Here is a 17,327-nt window from a genome sequence, read left to right on the forward strand (position 1 = left end):
AAGGTGCGGCAGGCGGGCGTCCAGGCGGAGTAGGGCGCACTGCGGTGAGAAGCGTGATGAACAAAGGCGGTCCTGATGCAGCGTTTCGCTGTCCCGCCGTCAAAACCGCGCGGATACGAACTTGGCGACCAATCTTGTCTTGGAATAGTAATGTTATTACATTACTATTCGTGCTTTTTTTCGAGCGGCTCCGGGCAGTTTTGTCCGGCCCGCGCGCATTCCCACGCTGCATTCCAAGATGGCATCACCCATTCCCGTTTCCGCTTCCCCCCGCAATTCCCGCCTGCAATCGATCGACGCCCTGCGCGGGCTGGTCATCGTCATCATGCTGCTGGACCACGTCCGCGAGACCTTCTTCCTGCATCACCAGGTGGGCGACCCGATGGACGTGTCGACGACCCCACCGGATCTGTTTTTCTCGCGCCTGATGGCGCATCTGTGCGCGCCCGTGTTCGTTTTCCTGACCGGCCTGTCGGCGTGGCTGTATGGCGCGAAGGCCGGCAGCCGGGGCGCGACGGCGGCGTTCCTGGCCAAGCGCGGCGCGTTCCTGATCGCGCTGGAAGTCATCGTCGTGAATTTCGCGTGGACGTTCCAGTTTCCGCCCAGCGTCGTGTACCTGCAGGTGATCTGGGTGATTGGGCTGTCCATGCTGTCGCTGGCCGCCTTGCTGTGGCTGCCGCGCGCGGCGCTGATTGCGGTCGGCATCGTGCTGGTAGCCGGGCATAACGCGTTGGACGGCCTGCATTTCGCGGCGGGACATGCCATGCACGTGCCGTGGGCCATCCTGCACGACCGCGGCTGGATCGAGCTGAGCGAGACATTGCGCTTGCGCACCTCGTATCCGCTGCTGCCGTGGATCGGCGTGATCGCCCTGGGTTTTGCGGCCGGGCCCTGGTTCCACGCCGGCTTTCCGGCGGCGACGCGGCAGCGGCGGCTGTGGACGGCGGGATTGCTGGCCATCGCGGGCTTTGTCGTCCTGCGCGCGTTGAACGGGTATGGGCAGGCTCAGCAGTGGGCGCCGCAAGCGGACGCGCTTCATACGGCGATGAGCTTCCTGAACATCACCAAATATCCGCCTTCGCTGATGTTCCTGCTGCTGACGCTGGGCCTGGGCCTTTGCCTGCTGGTCCTGATCGAGCGGGCGCAATCCGCCGCGTGGGTGCGCGCGCTGTGCGTGTTCGGCGCGGCGCCGATGTTCTTCTACCTGCTGCACCTGTACGTCCTGAAGGCGCTGTACCTGGCGGGAGAGGGCGTCTGGGGGCTGAACCAGGGCAAGTATTTCGGCGTGGACGACATGAGCTCGGTGTGGCTGATCTCGGTATTGCTGGCGGCGGCGCTGTATTGGCCGGTGCGCTGGTTCGGCCGATTGAAGGCTGCGCGCCGCGACATCTCCTGGCTCAAGTATCTGTGAGGTCGGCGATGGCGGTCCGGAAGTTTTCCGCGGGCGTCGCGGCGCTGATCGCGCCGTGGGCGGCCGACGCGCAGCAAAGCGCCGTCACGTTGTACGGCGTCGTGGACCTGAGCCTTGCGGGTTTCTCCACGCAGGAGCGCGGCACGGCGATCAACATGCAGTCGGGCGTGCAGTCCGGATCGCGGTGGGGTCTGCGGGGCAGCGAAGATCTGGGCAACGGCCTGCGGGCCAACTTCCAGCTTGAAAGCGGCATCCTCGCCACCAACGGCAAGTCCGCGCAGGGCGGGCGGCTCTTCGGCCGCGCGGCCTGGGTGGGCGTGTCGGGAGCCTTCGGGGATGTGCGGCTGGGCCGCCAGACCTCGGTGTCTTCCGCCACGCTGGCGGACTACGACGCCTTCATGGCGTCATACCTGATCACGGGCGCGCAGACGGCGCTGCTGCCTTACAACGCGAACCGCGCGGACAATACGGTCGCGTACTGGACGCCCTCCGCGGGCGGATTCCGCGCAGGGGTCGAGGCCAGCCTGGACTACGACGGCGGGGGCGGCTTCCAGACGGGGTCCACCAACAAGCTGTACAGCGCCGCGCTGGTCTATGAACAGGCGGGCTATTCGATCGCCGCCACGTACGAAGGCGCGCGCTGGGCAGACGGCACGACGCAGGCTGCCGCCATGGCCCGGGCCGGCGGCGCGCGTCAGCCCGACGCCTATACGCTGGCCGGGCGCGCGACGCTGGACGCCTTCACGCTGTACGCGGGCTGGTCGGTGATGCGCAACGGCTCCACCATTCCGGCGGTGCCGTCGCCGGGCCAGCGCGTCTATTTCCCGGGCAGCACGGTGCATGGCCTGATGGCCGGCGCGACCTGGCGGGCCGGCCCCGGGATGGTGATGGCGTCATGGCAGGGCAGCCTGCCGGGCGGCGGCGTCCTGGAGCGCGACGGCGCGACGCACACGCAGCAGATCTATTCGGCCGGCTACGTGTACGACCTGTCCAAGCGCACCAACCTGTACGCCATCTACGGCTACATGCGCGGCGCGTGGGACGACCCGTCCTGGCATCAGGCGCAGTACGCGGTGGGGATGCGCCATCGGTTCTGATGCGGGCCTAGTACGTCTTGCCCGAAATCTTGTCGGCGTATCCCAGATCCAGCCACTTGCCGTCCTGCGGAATCCGGTCCAGGTTGTTCAGGTCGATCTGGGTCTGCAGCGCGTCCTTCAGGGCCTGATCCGGCACGGCCACGGAGTCCGCGAACACGCCGTCGTCGATCAGGCGCTGCACCGATGCGCGCACGACCGCGGGGTCCAGGTTGGGAAAGAGCTTTAGTCCGCTGGCGACGGCGGCGGCGGGATCCTTGTGGATGGCCTTGAGCGCGCGGTCGATGCCGGACACGAACTTCTGCGACACCTGCGGCGGGATGTCCTGGCGGGTGGAGATGGCCGAGAACGTGTACGGACCGATCTCGCGCGAGAACGCGGACACGACCTTGTAGCCCTGGGCCTGCGCCTGCGACGCGCCCGGCTCGTAGAGCACCGCGCAATCCGCCTGGCCGGAACTGAGCGGCCCGATCTCGTTGCCCAGCGGCACTTCCAGCAGGTTCACGTCGCGCTTGGGATCCAGCCCGGCGTTCTTGACCAGCTTGATGAAGGCGGACGAGCTGGTGGTGGGCATGGCGCCCGTGGCGATGGTGGCGCCCTTCAGGCTCTTGAAGCCGTCAAAGGCAAAGGCCGGCTTGCAGGTCAGCCACACGCCCAGGCGATTCAGGGTGCCGCCCACGACCTTGACCGGCGCGCCGCGCCCGAAAGAGATCGCGGTCCATTCGGGGCCGTGCAGCGAAAAGTCGGCGCTTTTGGAGATGACCGCGGCCAGCGCGTTCGTCGACGACGAGGCCACGTCGATACGCACGTCCAGCCCTTCGTCCTTGAAGTAGCCGTGTTCCTCGGCGAAGTACACCGGCAGGTAGAACACGGATTTGAAGGCGGCGGAGACCACGGCCTTGTCGTTGGCCATGGCCGAGACGGACAGCAACGAGGCGGCCGCGGCGGCGGCAAGGCGCAGGGGGAAGGTGATTTTCATGGGGTTTTGCAGCGGCGCAAGGCGCTTCACAGTTTGAATTGAGTGGCGTAGGTCTGGTCTTTCCAGCGCAGCAGGCGCTTCTCGGCGACGTCCACGCCGGCGTACAGGACAAAGCCCAGCAGCATCAGCGAGAAGATGCCGACCCAGACGGTGTTCAGGTCATAGAGCGACGAGGCGACGAAGATGATGTGTCCCAGTCCGTACTTGGACGAAATGAACTCGCCCACCACGGTGCCCACCAGCGCGAAGCCGATGTTGATACGGAACGTGGCGATGATGGCGGGCAGCGACGACGGCACGACGACCTTGGAGAAGATCTGCCGCTTCGTCGCGCCCAGCGACACCAGCATCTTCTGGATGTCGGGATCGGCGTCCTTGGCGGCCTGGAACGCGGCCAGCAGGGCGACGATGGACGTGAGCGAAATCGACAGGGCCACCTTCGAGATGATGCCGGTGCCGAACCACAGGATCACCAGCGGCGCGAACGCGATCTTGGGCACGCTGTTGATGGCGACCAGGAACGGTTCGACCACTTTGGCGCCGTAGGGCGAATACCAGAGCGCCAGGCCCGGAATGGTGCCCAGCACGGTGCCGACCACAAAGCCGGCGGCCGACGCCCACAAGGTGTAGTTGGCGTGTTCCCAGAGTTCGCCGTTCAGGATCATTTTCCAGGCGGCCTGCAGCACGCCCGCTGGCGACCCGAACAGGAAGCCCGACACGGCGCCGGTGCGCACGGCGGCTTCCCAGGCGCCGAACAGGACGGCCAGGATCAGGAGCTGCGTGGCCAGCACGGGAAGGCGGAATTTGCCGCGGGTGCGCGGCCTGGCTTGCGCGGAGGCGGGTGCGCCCTGCGCGATGGTTGCGGTGGTCTGGCTCATGCGTGGGTGCCGTCCTTGCGGGCGGTCTGAATGTCGAGTTCCTGGCACAGCAGGTCGAAATAGCCCGGAAAGCGGCTGTCGTGGCGCGCTTCCAGCGGCGAACGCGTGCCCAGTTCGATGTTGTGCACGGTCTTCAGGCGGCCGGGTCGGGCGCTCAGCACGAAGATGCGTTCGGACAGGGCGATCGCCTCGTCGATGTCGTGGGTCACCAGCACCACCGTCTTGCCCTGCTTGCTGACGGTGTCGGCCAGCATGGATTCCAGGAACAGGCGGGTCTGGTAGTCCAGCGCCGAAAAGGGTTCGTCCAGCAGCAGGACGTCGGGGTCGGGCAGCAGGGTGCGCGCCAGCGCCACGCGCTGGCGCATGCCGCCGGACAGCGCCTTCGGGTAGCTGTCCTGGAACGGCAGCAGGCCAAAGGTGTCCAGGTATTCGCGAGCGCGTTCCACGGATTCGGCCTTGGGCGTGCCGCGGATTTCCAGGCCGACCAGCACGTTGTCCAGCACGGTGCGCCAGGGCATCAGCAGGTCGCGCTGCAGCATGTAGCCGACGCGTCCGCGCAGGTTCGGCAGCGGCTGTCCGTCCAGCGCGATCGTGCCGGCGTCATGGTCCAACAGGCCCGTCAGGATGTTGAACAGCGTGGACTTGCCGCAGCCGGAAGGACCGATGATGCTGATGAATTCGCCGCCGGCGGCGTTCAGGCTGATGTCGTCCAGGACCTGGACGGGGCCGGTGTCGGTGTCAAAGCGCTTGGATAGATTGCGGATCTCAAGCTTGAGGGCAGGGGTAGGGCTCATGGCGAAACGACTGCACGCGCCTCACGCCGCGCCATGCCCCAGTTCCAGCGCCACCACGTCTTCGTGCGGCACCTCGAGCGCTTCATTGAAGCGCTTGAAGAAACTGCACAGGGCGATGCGGATGGTCAGTTCGACGATCTGCTCTTCGCTGAAGAAGGACTGCAGCTTTTGGTAGAACGCGTCGCTGACCTGCGCCGGCGTCAGGGTGACCAGCACGGCGTAGTCGCGCACCACGAGGTCCTTTTCGTCCAGGCCGGGCAATTCCGGTTCCAGCAGGCGGTCGATGGCTTCCTGCGAAATGCCGTGCGCAGCCAGCTTGGGCGTGTGCAGCGTGACGCAGTAGTGGCACGCGTGCGCCTTGGACGCCGTCAACAGCGCGATTTCCAGGTGGCGCGGCGAGATCAGGCCGTCCTGGCGCGATTGCACCAGGTACGAGAAAAAGTGCTTCAAGGCCGGCGGCCGCGGCGCGAAGGCGCTCAGCATGTTCGCGTAAGGACCGTAGTCCTGCAGCAGTTGATTGAAAAGGGCGGCGGTGGCGGGATCCAGCTTGGCGGGATCCAGAGGGGTCAGGCGTGACAAGGCAATTCCAGCGTTAGGCAAAATCAACGCTGGAATCCTAAAAGACCCTGGGTCGCGTGAAAAATACCGATATCACATATGTATATGGGTATGTGTCCCCCTGGATGCGTATGCCCGGTCCCCTACAACCGCTGTCCACCCGTGGCGTCGATGCTTTGTCCGGTGACCCAACGGCCCTCATGCAAGGCCAGGAACGCGACGATGTCGGCGATATCCTCGGGCTGTCCCACGCGGCCCAGCGCGATGGTTTGCGCGATGGCGCGGCTCAGTTCGGGGTCGCGCGCCCGCTGGTTCAGGTCGGTCGCGGTGGCGCCGGGCAGCACCGCATTCACGGTGATGCCGCGCGCGCCCAGGTCGCTGGCCAGCAGCAGGGTCAGGGCTTCCAGACCTGCCTTGGCCGGAGCGTACACGCTCATCTCCGGATACGCCGCGCGCGTGCCCATGGACGAAATGTTGATGATGCGGCCGCCGTCGCGCAGGAACGGCAGGCAGTGCTGGATCAGGAAGAACGGCGTTTTCAGGTTCACCTGCAGCACGCGGTCGAACCCTTCTGGCGTCACGTCCGGCAACCGGGCGCGCAGTCCGACGCCGGCGTTGTTGACCAGGATGTCCAGGCCGTCTTCGCCCGTGCGGTCCGGCAACGCGGTGCGCACGGCGTTCGCGAGTCTCTCGGCCGCCGACGGATCCGCCAGGTCTGCCTGCACGGCCCAGGCCCGGCCGCCAGCCGCCTCGATCTGGCCGACGACCTCAAAGGCGGCCTCGGCGGCCGCGTTGTAATGCACGGCGACGCTGGCCCCGCGCCGGCCCAGCGCCAGCGCAATCGCGCGGCCGATGCCGCGGCTGCCGCCGGTGACCAGCGCGGTCTTGCCTTGCAGGGAATCCAATGCGGGGCTCATGCTGCTTCCTTTTGGGCGTGTGCCCAGTCCTTGCGGGCTTCGAGTTCGCGCGCCTGCAACAGCAGGGCATTGCGGTCGACCTTGTTGGTGCCCGCCCACGGCAGATCGTCCACGAAGCGGATGCGGCGCGGATGCTGGTACGCCGGGCCGTGCGCCAGCGCGTGCTGCTTCAGGGCCTCGGCGTCCAGGCTGCTTCCGGCGCGTCGCACCACGAAGGCGACCGGGATGTTGCCGCGCTCTTCATCGGCAAGCGGAACGACGCAGCTCTGGCGCACGTCGGGGTGGGATTCCAGCAGCTTCTCGACCTCGACCGGATAGATGTTTTCGCCCGAGCACACGAACATGTCGTCGGCGCGGCCCACGAAGTAATAGAACCCGTCGGCGTCGCGGCGCATGACGTCGCCGCTGTAATACCAGCCGTCGTCCAGCACCTGGGCGCTCTTCTCGGGCAGGTTGTGATAGCCGGCGAGCACGGCGGGGTTTCTCATCAGCAGCACGCCTTCGTCGGGCCCCGCGCCGCCAGTCAACCGGACCTGGTCCTGCGACAGCGGATAGCCCAGGGCCAGCGGCGGCGTCGGCAGGCCGTCGGGATGCGGACCGAACACGGCGGGCCCGGCTTCGGTCGTGCCGTAGCCGTGCGTGATGCGCACGCCCGGCAAGGCCTGCTGGATGCGCTCGTACAGCGCGACGGTCATCGGCGCCGACCCCAGCATCACGCGCTCCAGCGCGGACAGGTCGCGGCCGTTCAGCAGCGCGGGGTCCTTCACCAGTCGCGCGAACATCGTCGGCACGGCTGTCAGCACGGTGATGCGGTAGCGTTCCAGCGCGTCCGCGTACGCGGCGACGTCAAAGGCCGGCTGGATCACCAGCAGGCTGTTGCCCGAAAAGGCGCGCTTCGCCATGAACAACCCGTTCATGTGAAAGAGCGGCTGCGCCAGCAGATAGCGCGCCTGTCCGCCGCCAGCGGCCGCGCCGGCGGTGGCCGTCAGCGCCCACAATTGCCCGGAATGGGTCAGCGGCACGCCCTTGGGCTTGCCCGTGGAACCGGACGTGTACAGCATCTGCGCGATGTCCTGCGGGGCAGGCGTGACGGCGGCGAATTCCGCCGGCTCGATCTGGGCGGCAAAGCCCTGCGGTCCCGCGTCGTCGAAGTCCAGCACCGGCACGGTGGCCTCGAACGATGCGCGGCGGGCGCCGTCCACAAAGGCCAATGCCACGTCCGCGTCGCGCAGCACGTAGTCGATGTTCTCTTGCGACTGCTTGATGTTGATGGGCACCGCCACGAAGCCCGCGCGCATGATGCCGAAGTAGGCCAGCAGGTATTCGGCGCGGTTCAGCGCGGCGATGGCGATGCGGGCACCGGGCGGAAGGCCGCGCGCCGCCAGCCACGCGGCCACGCCGCCGGCAAGCTTGTCTGCCTGCCCATGCGTCAGGCTCCACGGCGAGTCGGGCAGGCGCAGGTCGACGATGGCCGGCAGGTCGGCCGACAGGCGCGGGTCGGCCAGGTCGCCCAGGTTCTTGAGGGAATGCGTCATGAGGATGTTTCCGGGTTGATGGCGGCTCAGCGCTTTTGCAGTTTGGGATTGAGCGCGTCGTTCAGGCCGTCGCCAACCAGGTTCAGCGACAGCACGGTAAGCATGATGGCCACGCCGGGCACGGCGCAGATGTACCAGGAGGACCGGATCAGGCTGCGGCCTTCGCCCACCAGCCGGCCCCAACTGGCGATGTTGGGATCGCCAAGGCCCAGGAACGACACCACCGATTCGTACAGGATGGCGCCGGCCACCACCAGCGACGACATGACGATCACGGGCGGCAGCGCATTGGGCAGGACCTCGGCCGCGACGATGCGCAGGGGGCTCATGCCCACGGCGCGGCAGGCCTGCACGAATTCGCGCTCTTTGAAGGACAGGAATTCGGCGCGGGTCAGGCGGGCGATGGGCGGCCAGGACACCAGCCCGACGGCCAGCGTGATGGTCTCGATGCGCGGGCCCAGCACCGACACAACCGTCAGCACGAAGACCACGTTGGGAATGATCTGGAACAGTTCGGTCACGCGCATGAGCGCTTCGTCGATCCAGCCGCCCGACCACGCGGCGGCGGCGCCGACGGTCACGCCGATCAGCGTGGCGGTGGCGGCGGCCACCAGGCCGATCAGCAGGGTGGCGCGCGCGCCGTGCGCGATCAGCGCGGCCATGTCGCGGCCCATGGAGTCGGTGCCCAACGGGAAACGCCAGGATTCGAATGGCCAGATCTCCGGCGCGCCGACGATGCGCAGCGGGTTGACCGGGTAGAGCCAGTCCGCGCTGGCGGCGACCAGCGCCACCAGCACCAGGACCAGGGCGCCCGCCACCGCGCCGCGGTTGCGCGCGAAGCGGGTGACGAACGCGTCGCGGCGGCGGCCGGAAGCCGGGCTCGAGGGGACGATTGCAGCAGGGGTGGCGGACATGTCAGGCGGCCTTGATGCGTGGGTCCAGCCGCGTATAGGCAAGATCCACGATGATGTTGGCGATGATGACCACGACGGAGCTGAGCACCAGGATGCCCAGCACGACGGGATAGTTGCGGCTCATGACGCTGTCGAACAGCACGGCGCCGATGCCGGGCCAACTGAACACGGATTCGATCACGATGCTGCCGCCTAGCACCGCGCCAAGCTGCAGGCCCAGCAAGGTGACGATGGGCAGGACGGCGTTGCGCAGGATGTGGCGCAGCACGACCGTGACGCGCGTCAGGCCCTTGGCGTAGGCCGTGCGCACGTAGTCCATGCGGCTGACTTCCAGCATCGAGGCGCGCATCACGCGGGCATAGGCCGCCGAGTAGAACAGGCCCAGCGCCACGGCCGGCAGCGCCAGGTGATGCAGCACGTCCAGCGCCTGCCGCCACAGTCCGCCGTCCAGGCCGATGGTGACCATGCCGCCGACGGGGAACCAGCCCAGCTTCACCGAAAACATGATGATCAGCATGATGCCCAGCCAGAAGCTCGGCGCGGCGAAGCACAGGACCGCGAAGGCGGACACGGCGCTGTCCCACCAGGTGTTGACCTTGACGGCCGACACGATGCCGGCCGCCACGCCCACCAGCACCGCGATGGCGATGCTGGCCAGCATCAGCACCAGCGTGGCGGGCAGGTGAGCAAGGATCACGTCCAGCACCGGCAGGTTGTGCCGGTACGAGTAGCCGAAATCCAGTCGGGCCACCGACCCGATGTACTTCAACAACTGCACCGCCGGCGGCTGGTCCAGCCCGTAGGTCACGCGCAGGCGTTCGATCAGCGCCGGATCGGTGACCTGCTGCTCGGCCGTCATGACGTCCAGGAAGGTGCCCGGCACGGACTGGATCAGGGCAAAGTTCAGCACCACCACGCCCAGCAGCAGCGGGATGGCCTGGAGCAGGCGGCGCGAGATCAGGCGGATCGGCATGGCGGGCTCAGGCCTGCAGCCAGACGTCGGCCAGGGTTTCGCCCTGGACGTTGGCGCCGGTGGTGAAGTTGCGCACGTTCTTGCCGGCCAGCGTGAACGACTGGATCTCCACCAGCGGAACGATCGGCACGTCGGTGGACGCCAGGCGCGCGAATTGCGCGGCCAGCGCACGGCGGGCCTCGGGCTCGGTCTCGACCGCGAGCTTGCCCACGATGGCGTCCATCTCGGGGCTGGAATAGCCCGTGGCGTTGCGGAACGCGGCGCCGCGCACGATGCCGTCGGTCGTGAAGAACTGCGTCACGGTGGGCACCAGTTCCAGCGGCGACGTGAAGTTGGACACGGCGATGTCGTAGTCATAGTCGCCGTAGATGCGCTTGAGAGCCGTGGCGCGGTCCACGGAATCCAGCTTCACTGCGATGCCCACGTCCTCCAGCGCCTGCTTCAGGTACTGGCCCAGCTTGGCGTTTTCCTCGAACCAGGCGGCGGCCAGCAGGTTGACGGTGAAACGCTTGCCGTCCTTGACCGGCAGGCCGGCCGCGTCCAGCAGCGCGGCCGCCTTCTTGGGGTCGAAGGGATAGCGTGGCACGTCTTCCGTGAAGAACAGAGGGTTGCTGCTGAAGATCGGCGCGATCGCGGGTTTGCCGCGGCCGTAGTAGATGGTGTCGACGATGAACTGACGGTCGATGGCGTGCAGGATGGCCTGGCGGACTTCGCGGCGGTTGACGATTTCGCGCCGCTGGTTGAATTCCGCCGTGACGGTCCAGGCCGTGTTCTGGTAGCCGCGGGTGTCGACGACGACCTTGCCGGTCTTGACCAGGCGGTCGATATCGCGCGCCGGCACCGGGTTGGAATAGGCCAGGCCCAGTTCGCCGGTTTCCAGCGCGGCGCCGCGCGAGGCCGGATCGGCCCACCAGCGGATCACCACCTTGTCCAGGTTCGGCTGCGCCGGGTTCCAGTACTTGTCGTTGCGCAAATATTCGACGTGGCTGCCGCGCACCCACTTGCCGTACTTCCAGGGGCCGGTGCCAACCGGCGTGTTGTTCAGCGGGTTGGTGATCAGATCCTTGCCGTCATACAGATGCTTGGGCACCAGAAGCTGGTACTGGCCCGACAGCGTGGACTTCAGGAAGAATTCGGGCACCGGCGCGTTGAAGGTCAGCACCACGGTGTGCGCGTCGGGGGCCGTGGCGTCCGTCAGCGACTTCAAGGCGATGCCGGCCGAGATCGGCTTCCAGTGCTGCAGCACGTTGTAGACCACGTCGGCCGACGTGAACGGCGCGCCGTCGTGCCAGGTGACGTTCTCGCGCAGCTTGATGGTGTAGCTGCGGAAATCGGCGGCCGGCGTGACGGACAGGGCCAGCGCGGGCTGGAACTTCAGGTCGGCGTCCAGTTTCAGCAGGCGTTCCAGGATCTTGGTGGACGTCTGGAAGGGGCTGGAACCGCCGCCGCCCGGCACGAACAACGCTTGCGGCTCCAGGCCGCCCCAGGTGGCGACCAGCGTGCCGCCCCGGCGCGCGGGGCCGGCGTCGGAGCCGGGCCGGTCGGTTGCGGCCAGCAGGGCGCGCGGCGCCAGGCCCAGGCCGGTCGCGGCCAGGCCGCCCGCGGCGGAGCGGGTCAGGAAAGCACGCCGTCCGGCGCGCGTGGATTGGGTCATGATCAAGTCCTTGGATGGATGGCGCGGCTCAGCCCTGGCTGAGCGTGGCGTAGGTGGCGCGGCCAATGGCCACCAGCGCACCCTGGTCGTTGTAGAGGTCCACGTCGGCCACGCCCACGCTGCGGCCGTTGCGGCGCACGCGCGCCACGGCGGTCAGCGCCGTGTCCACGGCGGGGCGCAGGTAGTCCACGCGGAAATTGATGGTGGGCAGGCCGCGGCCCAGCAGCATGCCGACGGCGAAGTCGCCCACGGTGTCGATCACGGCGGCAAGCGGGCCGCCATGCCATTGGCCGCTGGCGGCGCCGCGCTCGAATTCCGGGCGCATCGGGGCCAGCACCGTCAGTTCGCCCTTGTCGTGGTCGACCTCGCGCACGGAAAGGCCCAGCCACGCAATGAAGGGAGACCCGTCGAACTTGGCCTGGATCTGCTCGGCGTTCAGCAGCGCGCTCATGACGCCACCAGCACTTTGCCGACGATCTTGCGATCTTCCAGCGAGGCCAGCGCATCCGCGCCTTGTTCCAGCGGCCAGACACGGTCTACCTCGACATGCAGGCGCCCGTCGCGCACCAGCGCCAGCAGCTCGTGCAGGTCTTCGCGGTCCCAGCCGTTGGAGCCGCGGATCTGCAGCTCGAAGGTCCAGATGTAGCGCAGGTCTTCCTTCGGATCGAAGCCGGCCGTGGCGCCGCAGGTCAGCAGGCGTCCGCCCAGGCGCAGGCAGCGCAGGGACTTGACCCAGGTGTCGCCGCCCGTGAAGTTGACGACGACATCCACGCCGCCCGGCTTGCCGCCGCGGCGGCGCGAGGGCTTGCCAAAGCGTTCCTGCACGGCCTTCAGGAAGTCTTCTTCGGTGTACAGGATGATGTGGTCGGCGCCCAGCGCGCGCAGCGCCTCACCCTTTTCCGGCGTGCCGGCGCAGGCGATGACCTCGGCGCCGGCCAGCTTGGCCAGCTGCACGGCGCAGACGCCCACGCCGCCGCTGGCGCCCAGGATCAGCACCTTTTCGCCGGCCTGCACCTGGCCGATGCGGTTCATCATGCGCAGGGCGGTGCCGTAGGCCACCGGCAGCGCCGCGGCCTGTTCGAAGCTGACTTCGTCGGGCAGTCGCAGCAGCTGGTGGGCCGGCACACGGCACAGCTCGGCCAGGCCGCCGTGGATGGTTTCGCCCACCAGGCCGCCATCCACGCGGTCGATCGGATCCACCAGCACGCGGTCGCCGGCCTTCCAGTCGCGCACGTTCTCGCCCGTCTGCACGATCTCGCCGGCCACGTCCAGGCCGATGATGACGGGGAAGGGCAGCTTGATGCCGGGCATGCCGCGGCGGGTGAAGACGTCGTGATAGTTCAGGGACGACGCCTTGACACGGATCACCACGTCATCGGGGCCCGCCACGGGATCGGGGAATTGGGTTTCCAGGCGCAGCTTTTCGTTGCCGCCGTGCTCACGCAAAACAATCGCTTTCATGAATGCCAGTTCTAGAGTGGGTTTGAATTGAAGGAATTCACCAGCCGGCCACGCCGTCGATGGCCTGCCGGGTAATGTTCAGGCCATGCGCCACGACGCTGCGACGCCATACGCTGGATACCGGGACAAAGGCGTCGATCAGGTCCGCGCGCAGCTGCGCATCACGGGCGGCGTCGGGCGCCGCTGGCGACTTGAAGCGCAGCCATTGATCCAGGCGCAGTGCGGGCCGCATCTGCAGCCCGCGTGTGCCGAATTCGACGACCGCGCCGGCCAGCGGACGGTCGCCCAGCGCCTGCTGCACGCCGCGAAAGACCAGTCCTTGGTAGTCCGGCCGGGCCAGTCCATGCGGGCGCTGGTCGCGCACGCGCTCGGCGCCCCACCAGCGGGCGGCCTGCGCCTGTTCCGGGCTGTTCTCGTCGTTGAAGCACAGGAAGAAGGGTTCGCCGTATTCGCCGATGCCCGTGTGCCAGTCGATGAAGGCCACGCGTTCGCTGGCCGCCAGGTGCTCGTCGACGATGCGGCGCAGCGTGCGGTTCGACCATTCCGGGCCCTGGCCGCCATAGACGAGGCCATCCGGATGCGTGTACTGGCCGCTGGCCGTCACGTTGAACAACACGTCGGCGCCGTGCGCCTGCTTGAACGCGTCCAGCGCTTCTGCGCCGGCATCCAGTGTCGCTTCCGTCCACTGCGCGGGGATCAGGTGCGGGTGCAGGGCGCCGTAATGCGGGTTGGACGGGTAGGGCCGGGTGTGGTCGACGAAGTTCCGATTCAGGTCGACGTTGTTCTCGGTGGTGCGGGTGTCGTGCGCATAGCCGTACGGATTCAGCGCATGGACCAGGACCACGTTCACGTCGTCCGGCAAGGGCCGGCCGCCGTCCGCATGCAGCCACGCGCGCTGCACCGCCGATCCGGCCGCGCCTTCCAGGCCGTGGGTGCCGCTGATGGCCAGGTGCGTGCGCGGCGCATCGCGCCGGCCCAGCACCGCGACGTCGACGCTCAGGTCGTCGCCGTGCGGATCCTTCAGCGAGGGGTGTTCATAGCGAAAGAGCGCCGCGCCGCGCGCCGCGGACTCGTCCACGAATGCGCGCCGGGCGGCGGCGTAGTCGCCGGCGAAGCAGTCCCAGTAGTCAGGCAATGCACTGCTCATTTCAGGCCTCCTGCACGAAGACTTGCAGGGCGCCGCCGGCGTCGATCGGCGCCACGACGAGCTCGCCGCGCGCATTGGCCCGGTAGGTCACCTGATTCGTGTCGAACAGCTTGCGGGTGCGTTCCAGGTCCCGCACGCCAATCACCGAGCCCGCGAACCATCCGCCTTCAGCCGCTTCCGGCAAACCGGCCGGCACGCGCACGTGCGGATAGCGTTGCTCGAACGCGGCCGGTGTCAGGAAGTCGATGCGCAGGCTGCCGCGCCGCACCTGCAGGCCGCCGTCGGGCAAATCGCTGGTGGAGATGGCGCCGAACACGCGTTCGTATCCGGCCCGCAGCGATTGCGGTTGCGGATACACGGCGATCAGCGCTTCGATACGGCGCGCGCCATTGGCGTGGTCCTGCCATTCCGGCCGATAGACCAGGTGGCGCGTGAGGTGGCCGCAGGTAAAGAAGTCCGGCACGCCAAGCAGCCCGGCGGGAAACTGGGTGTTGTTCCAGGCCGCGTCCTCGCTGCCTTCGGGCAGGTGCACGGGACGGCCGCCGCTGACGGGAGGTTCGGCGGCGATGCCCAGCCGCGCCAGTTCGGCGTGCACCGCCGTGCTGTCCGTCGTTTGCAGGGCGGTCGCCACGGGGCCTTCGTAGGCGTCGTCGAATCCCGCGAAGCGCGACTGCGCCTTGAGTTCCTCGGGGAAAGTCAGCAGTTCCAGATAGTTCGCATCCAGGATGATCGTCTGGTTGCGGGTGCCGCGATGGTGCCGGCCTTGCGGCGCCAGGCTGAATCCCAGCTTGACGTAGCGGTCGGTCGCCGCCTGCAGGTCGTTGACCCGGATGATGTAGTGGTCCAGGCCGGTGACTGAAGGAAGGGACATCGGTGTTCCTGTATGCGCTTTGAGAAAGACGCAGTCTGGCCGATGCGCCAGCGGGCTAGAACGATTGAATTCTCATGTCGATATCTGTTTTCTGATCGCAACCACGGAGCCGCTGCGGAATAACCAAATCACTAATGCGTATTCGTGGGGGATAGCGCGCAGCAGTGCGCGTTCTGGTTCTTTCGTCCGTCGTGAAGCGCGCAAACGGGACGAGAAAAAAAAGCCGCCTGCATGGCAGGCGGCGTCGACGTCGGGGCGGGGCAACGGCCGCCCGGCGGCGTCAGTGCAGGATCTGGCTCAGGAAGAGCTGGGTCCGTTCGTTGCGCGGATTATCGAAGAAGTCGTCGGGATTGTTCTCTTCGATGATCTCCCCGCGATCCATGAAGATCACGCGGTTGGCGACCTTGCGCGCAAAACCCATTTCGTGGGTCACGCAGATCATGGTCATGCCGCTTTCCTGCGCCAGCGTCACCATCACGTCCAGCACTTCCTTCACCATTTCGGGGTCCAGCGCGGACGTCGGTTCATCGAACAGCATGACCTTGGGGTTCATGCACAGCGACCGGGCGATCGCCACGCGCTGCTGCTGCCCACCCGACAGCTGGCCGGGGAACTTGCCGGCCTGGTCGGGGATGCGGACGCGCTCCAGGTACTTCATGGCGGCGGCCTCGGCCTTGGCGCGGGACTGCTTGAGCACCCACATGGGTCCGAGCGTCAGGTTTTCCAGTACGGTCAGGTGCGGGAACAGGTTGAAGTGCTGGAACACCATGCCCACCTCGCGCCGGATCGTCTCGATGTGCTTGAGGTCGTTGGTCAGCTCCGTGCCGTCGACGATGATCTGGCCCTTCTGGTGTTCTTCCAGCCGGTTGATGCAGCGGATCATCGTGGACTTGCCCGAACCCGAAGGCCCGCACACGACGATGCGCTCGCCCTGGGCGACGTCCAGATTGATGTTGCGCAAGACGTGGAACTGGCCGTACCACTTGTTCACGCCCTGCAAACGAATGATGGCATCCGACATGCCTGGTCTCCTTCAGGTTTACCGGGCGTGCCCGGTAGCCAGGCGCTGTTCGAGCGCGCGGCTGTATTTGGACATGGAATAGCAAAAGACGAAGTAGATCAGCGAGATGAAGAGATAGGCCTCCACCCCGAAACCTCGCCATGCCGCGTCGGACAGGGCCGCCTTGGCCGCCAGCGTCAGGTCGAAGATGCCGATGATCACGACCAGCGACGTGTCCTTGAACAGGCTGATGAAGATGCCCACCAGCGGCGGAATCACGATCTTCAGCGCCTGCGGCAGGATGATCTTGCGCATCTGCTGCCAGTAGTTCAGCCCCAGCGAATCGGCGCCTTCGTACTGACCCTTCGGAATCGCCTGCAGGCCGCCGCGCACCGTTTCCGCGATGTAGGCGGCGGCAAACATGATGATCGCGATCTGCGCCCGCAGGAGCTTGTCGATGGTGAAGCCTTCCGGCAGGAACAAGGGCAGCATCACCGACGACATGAACAGCAGGCTGATGAGCGGCACGCCGCGGATCAGCTCGATGTACACAACGCACAGCGCCTTGATGGCGGGCATCTTCGACCGCCGGCCCAGGGCCAGCAGCACGCCGACCGGGAACGCGAAGGCGATGCCGAACGTGGCCAGGATCAGCGTCAGGGGCAGGCCGCCCCAGCGCGCGTTCTCGACGTACGTCAGGCCGAACACGCCGCCCCACATCAGGACGGCCACAGCCGCCAGGCCCAGCGTCCAGATCAGGGCCAGCTTGCCGTTCCAGAAGCGGCGCATGCCGCTGGCCACGATCACCGCGATCAGGATCAGCGTGGCGATCAGGGGCCGCCACTGCTCGTCGAACGGATAGGTGCCGAACAGGATGAGCCGGTGCTTTTCAATGATGAAAGCCCAGCAGGCGCCGCCGGTGGCCCGGCATTCCTGTGCGTTGGCGGCGTCGAAGTTGGCCTTGATGACGGCCCATTCCACCAGCGCGGGCGCCGCCATCAGCAGACACCATGCCAGCAGCACCGTGACCAGGATGTTGAACGGCGACGAGAACAGGCGCGACCGGATCCAGGCCCAGGCGCCGGTTTGCGCGCCGGGCGGGGCAAGCTCCACGCCCAGGGTTTGCGTAGTGCTGCTCATC

At 67.1% G+C, this 17,327-nt stretch carries 17 protein-coding genes; 2 read left to right on the forward strand and 15 right to left on the reverse strand.

Annotation, left to right across the window (positions count from 1 at the left end; genetic code table 11):
- Positions 1 to 238 precede the first annotated feature (238 nt).
- Together RT614_RS04175 and RT614_RS04180 are read left to right on the forward strand one after the other, a co-directional pair.
- The gene (locus tag RT614_RS04175) at positions 239 to 1,411 is read left to right on the forward strand and encodes a DUF1624 domain-containing protein (RefSeq protein WP_313620481.1); all 1,173 of its coding nucleotides are present in this window, start codon (positions 239 to 241) and stop codon (positions 1,409 to 1,411) included.
- 8 nt (positions 1,412 to 1,419) lie between these two features.
- Positions 1,420 to 2,508, forward strand: a complete 1,089-nt coding sequence (locus RT614_RS04180; RefSeq protein ID WP_313620483.1) for a porin — start codon at positions 1,420 to 1,422, stop codon at positions 2,506 to 2,508.
- A 7-nt stretch (positions 2,509 to 2,515) separates the two neighbouring features.
- On the opposite strand, the gene RT614_RS04185 is transcribed toward RT614_RS04180, so the two are convergent.
- The 15 genes from RT614_RS04185 to RT614_RS04255 form a co-directional block, all read right to left on the reverse strand.
- Positions 2,516 to 3,484 (reverse strand): ABC transporter substrate-binding protein, encoded by a 969-nt coding sequence (locus RT614_RS04185; RefSeq protein WP_313620484.1) that lies wholly within the window; start codon positions 3,482 to 3,484, stop codon positions 2,516 to 2,518.
- Between the two features lie 26 nt (positions 3,485 to 3,510).
- On the reverse strand, positions 3,511 to 4,362 hold the full coding sequence (locus RT614_RS04190) for an ABC transporter permease (protein ID WP_313620485.1): 852 nt from the start codon (positions 4,360 to 4,362) through the stop codon (positions 3,511 to 3,513).
- Positions 4,359 to 5,156 (reverse strand): ABC transporter ATP-binding protein, encoded by a 798-nt coding sequence (locus RT614_RS04195; RefSeq protein ID WP_313620487.1) that lies wholly within the window; start codon positions 5,154 to 5,156, stop codon positions 4,359 to 4,361. Before RT614_RS04195 ends, RT614_RS04190 begins: the two co-directional genes overlap by 4 nt.
- Positions 5,157 to 5,177: 21 nt before the next feature.
- On the reverse strand, positions 5,178 to 5,735 hold the full coding sequence (locus tag RT614_RS04200) for a carboxymuconolactone decarboxylase family protein (protein ID WP_313620489.1): 558 nt from the start codon (positions 5,733 to 5,735) through the stop codon (positions 5,178 to 5,180).
- A 122-nt stretch (positions 5,736 to 5,857) separates the two neighbouring features.
- Positions 5,858 to 6,631, reverse strand: a complete 774-nt coding sequence (locus RT614_RS04205) for an SDR family oxidoreductase (protein ID WP_313620491.1) — start codon at positions 6,629 to 6,631, stop codon at positions 5,858 to 5,860.
- The gene (locus tag RT614_RS04210) at positions 6,628 to 8,166 is read right to left on the reverse strand and encodes a class I adenylate-forming enzyme family protein (RefSeq protein WP_313620494.1); all 1,539 of its coding nucleotides are present in this window, start codon (positions 8,164 to 8,166) and stop codon (positions 6,628 to 6,630) included. The genes RT614_RS04205 and RT614_RS04210 overlap by 4 nt, the downstream gene beginning before the upstream one ends.
- A gap of 26 nt (positions 8,167 to 8,192) precedes the next feature.
- Entirely contained in the window at positions 8,193 to 9,080 is an 888-nt protein-coding gene (locus RT614_RS04215; RefSeq protein ID WP_313620495.1) for an ABC transporter permease, read from the reverse strand.
- 1 nt (position 9,081) lies between these two features.
- A complete protein-coding gene (locus tag RT614_RS04220; RefSeq protein ID WP_313620497.1) occupies positions 9,082 to 10,053 on the reverse strand; it encodes an ABC transporter permease in 972 nt (323 codons plus the stop codon).
- Between the two features lie 7 nt (positions 10,054 to 10,060).
- Entirely contained in the window at positions 10,061 to 11,707 is a 1,647-nt protein-coding gene (locus RT614_RS04225; protein ID WP_313620498.1) for an ABC transporter substrate-binding protein, read from the reverse strand.
- A gap of 28 nt (positions 11,708 to 11,735) precedes the next feature.
- Positions 11,736 to 12,158: a PaaI family thioesterase gene (locus RT614_RS04230; protein ID WP_313620499.1), complete on the reverse strand. Its 423-nt coding sequence runs from the start codon at positions 12,156 to 12,158 to the stop codon at positions 11,736 to 11,738.
- Positions 12,155 to 13,168, reverse strand: a complete 1,014-nt coding sequence (locus RT614_RS04235; RefSeq protein WP_313620500.1) for a zinc-binding dehydrogenase — start codon at positions 13,166 to 13,168, stop codon at positions 12,155 to 12,157. Before RT614_RS04235 ends, RT614_RS04230 begins: the two co-directional genes overlap by 4 nt.
- A gap of 37 nt (positions 13,169 to 13,205) precedes the next feature.
- Positions 13,206 to 14,315, reverse strand: coding sequence for a M14 family metallopeptidase (locus RT614_RS04240; RefSeq protein WP_313620501.1), 1,110 nt, complete (start codon positions 14,313 to 14,315; stop codon positions 13,206 to 13,208).
- Between the two features lies 1 nt (position 14,316).
- Entirely contained in the window at positions 14,317 to 15,186 is an 870-nt protein-coding gene (locus RT614_RS04245) for a VOC family protein (protein WP_313620503.1), read from the reverse strand.
- A 280-nt stretch (positions 15,187 to 15,466) separates the two neighbouring features.
- Positions 15,467 to 16,207 (reverse strand): amino acid ABC transporter ATP-binding protein, encoded by a 741-nt coding sequence (locus RT614_RS04250; RefSeq protein WP_313620505.1) that lies wholly within the window; start codon positions 16,205 to 16,207, stop codon positions 15,467 to 15,469.
- Positions 16,208 to 16,225: 18 nt separating this feature from the next.
- The gene (locus RT614_RS04255; RefSeq protein ID WP_313620506.1) at positions 16,226 to 17,326 is read right to left on the reverse strand and encodes an amino acid ABC transporter permease; all 1,101 of its coding nucleotides are present in this window, start codon (positions 17,324 to 17,326) and stop codon (positions 16,226 to 16,228) included.
- Position 17,327 lies beyond the last annotated feature (1 nt).

The sequence above is a fragment of the Achromobacter sp. genome, assembly GCF_032102605.1.
Taxonomy (GTDB): Bacteria; Pseudomonadota; Gammaproteobacteria; order Burkholderiales; family Burkholderiaceae_B; genus Achromobacter.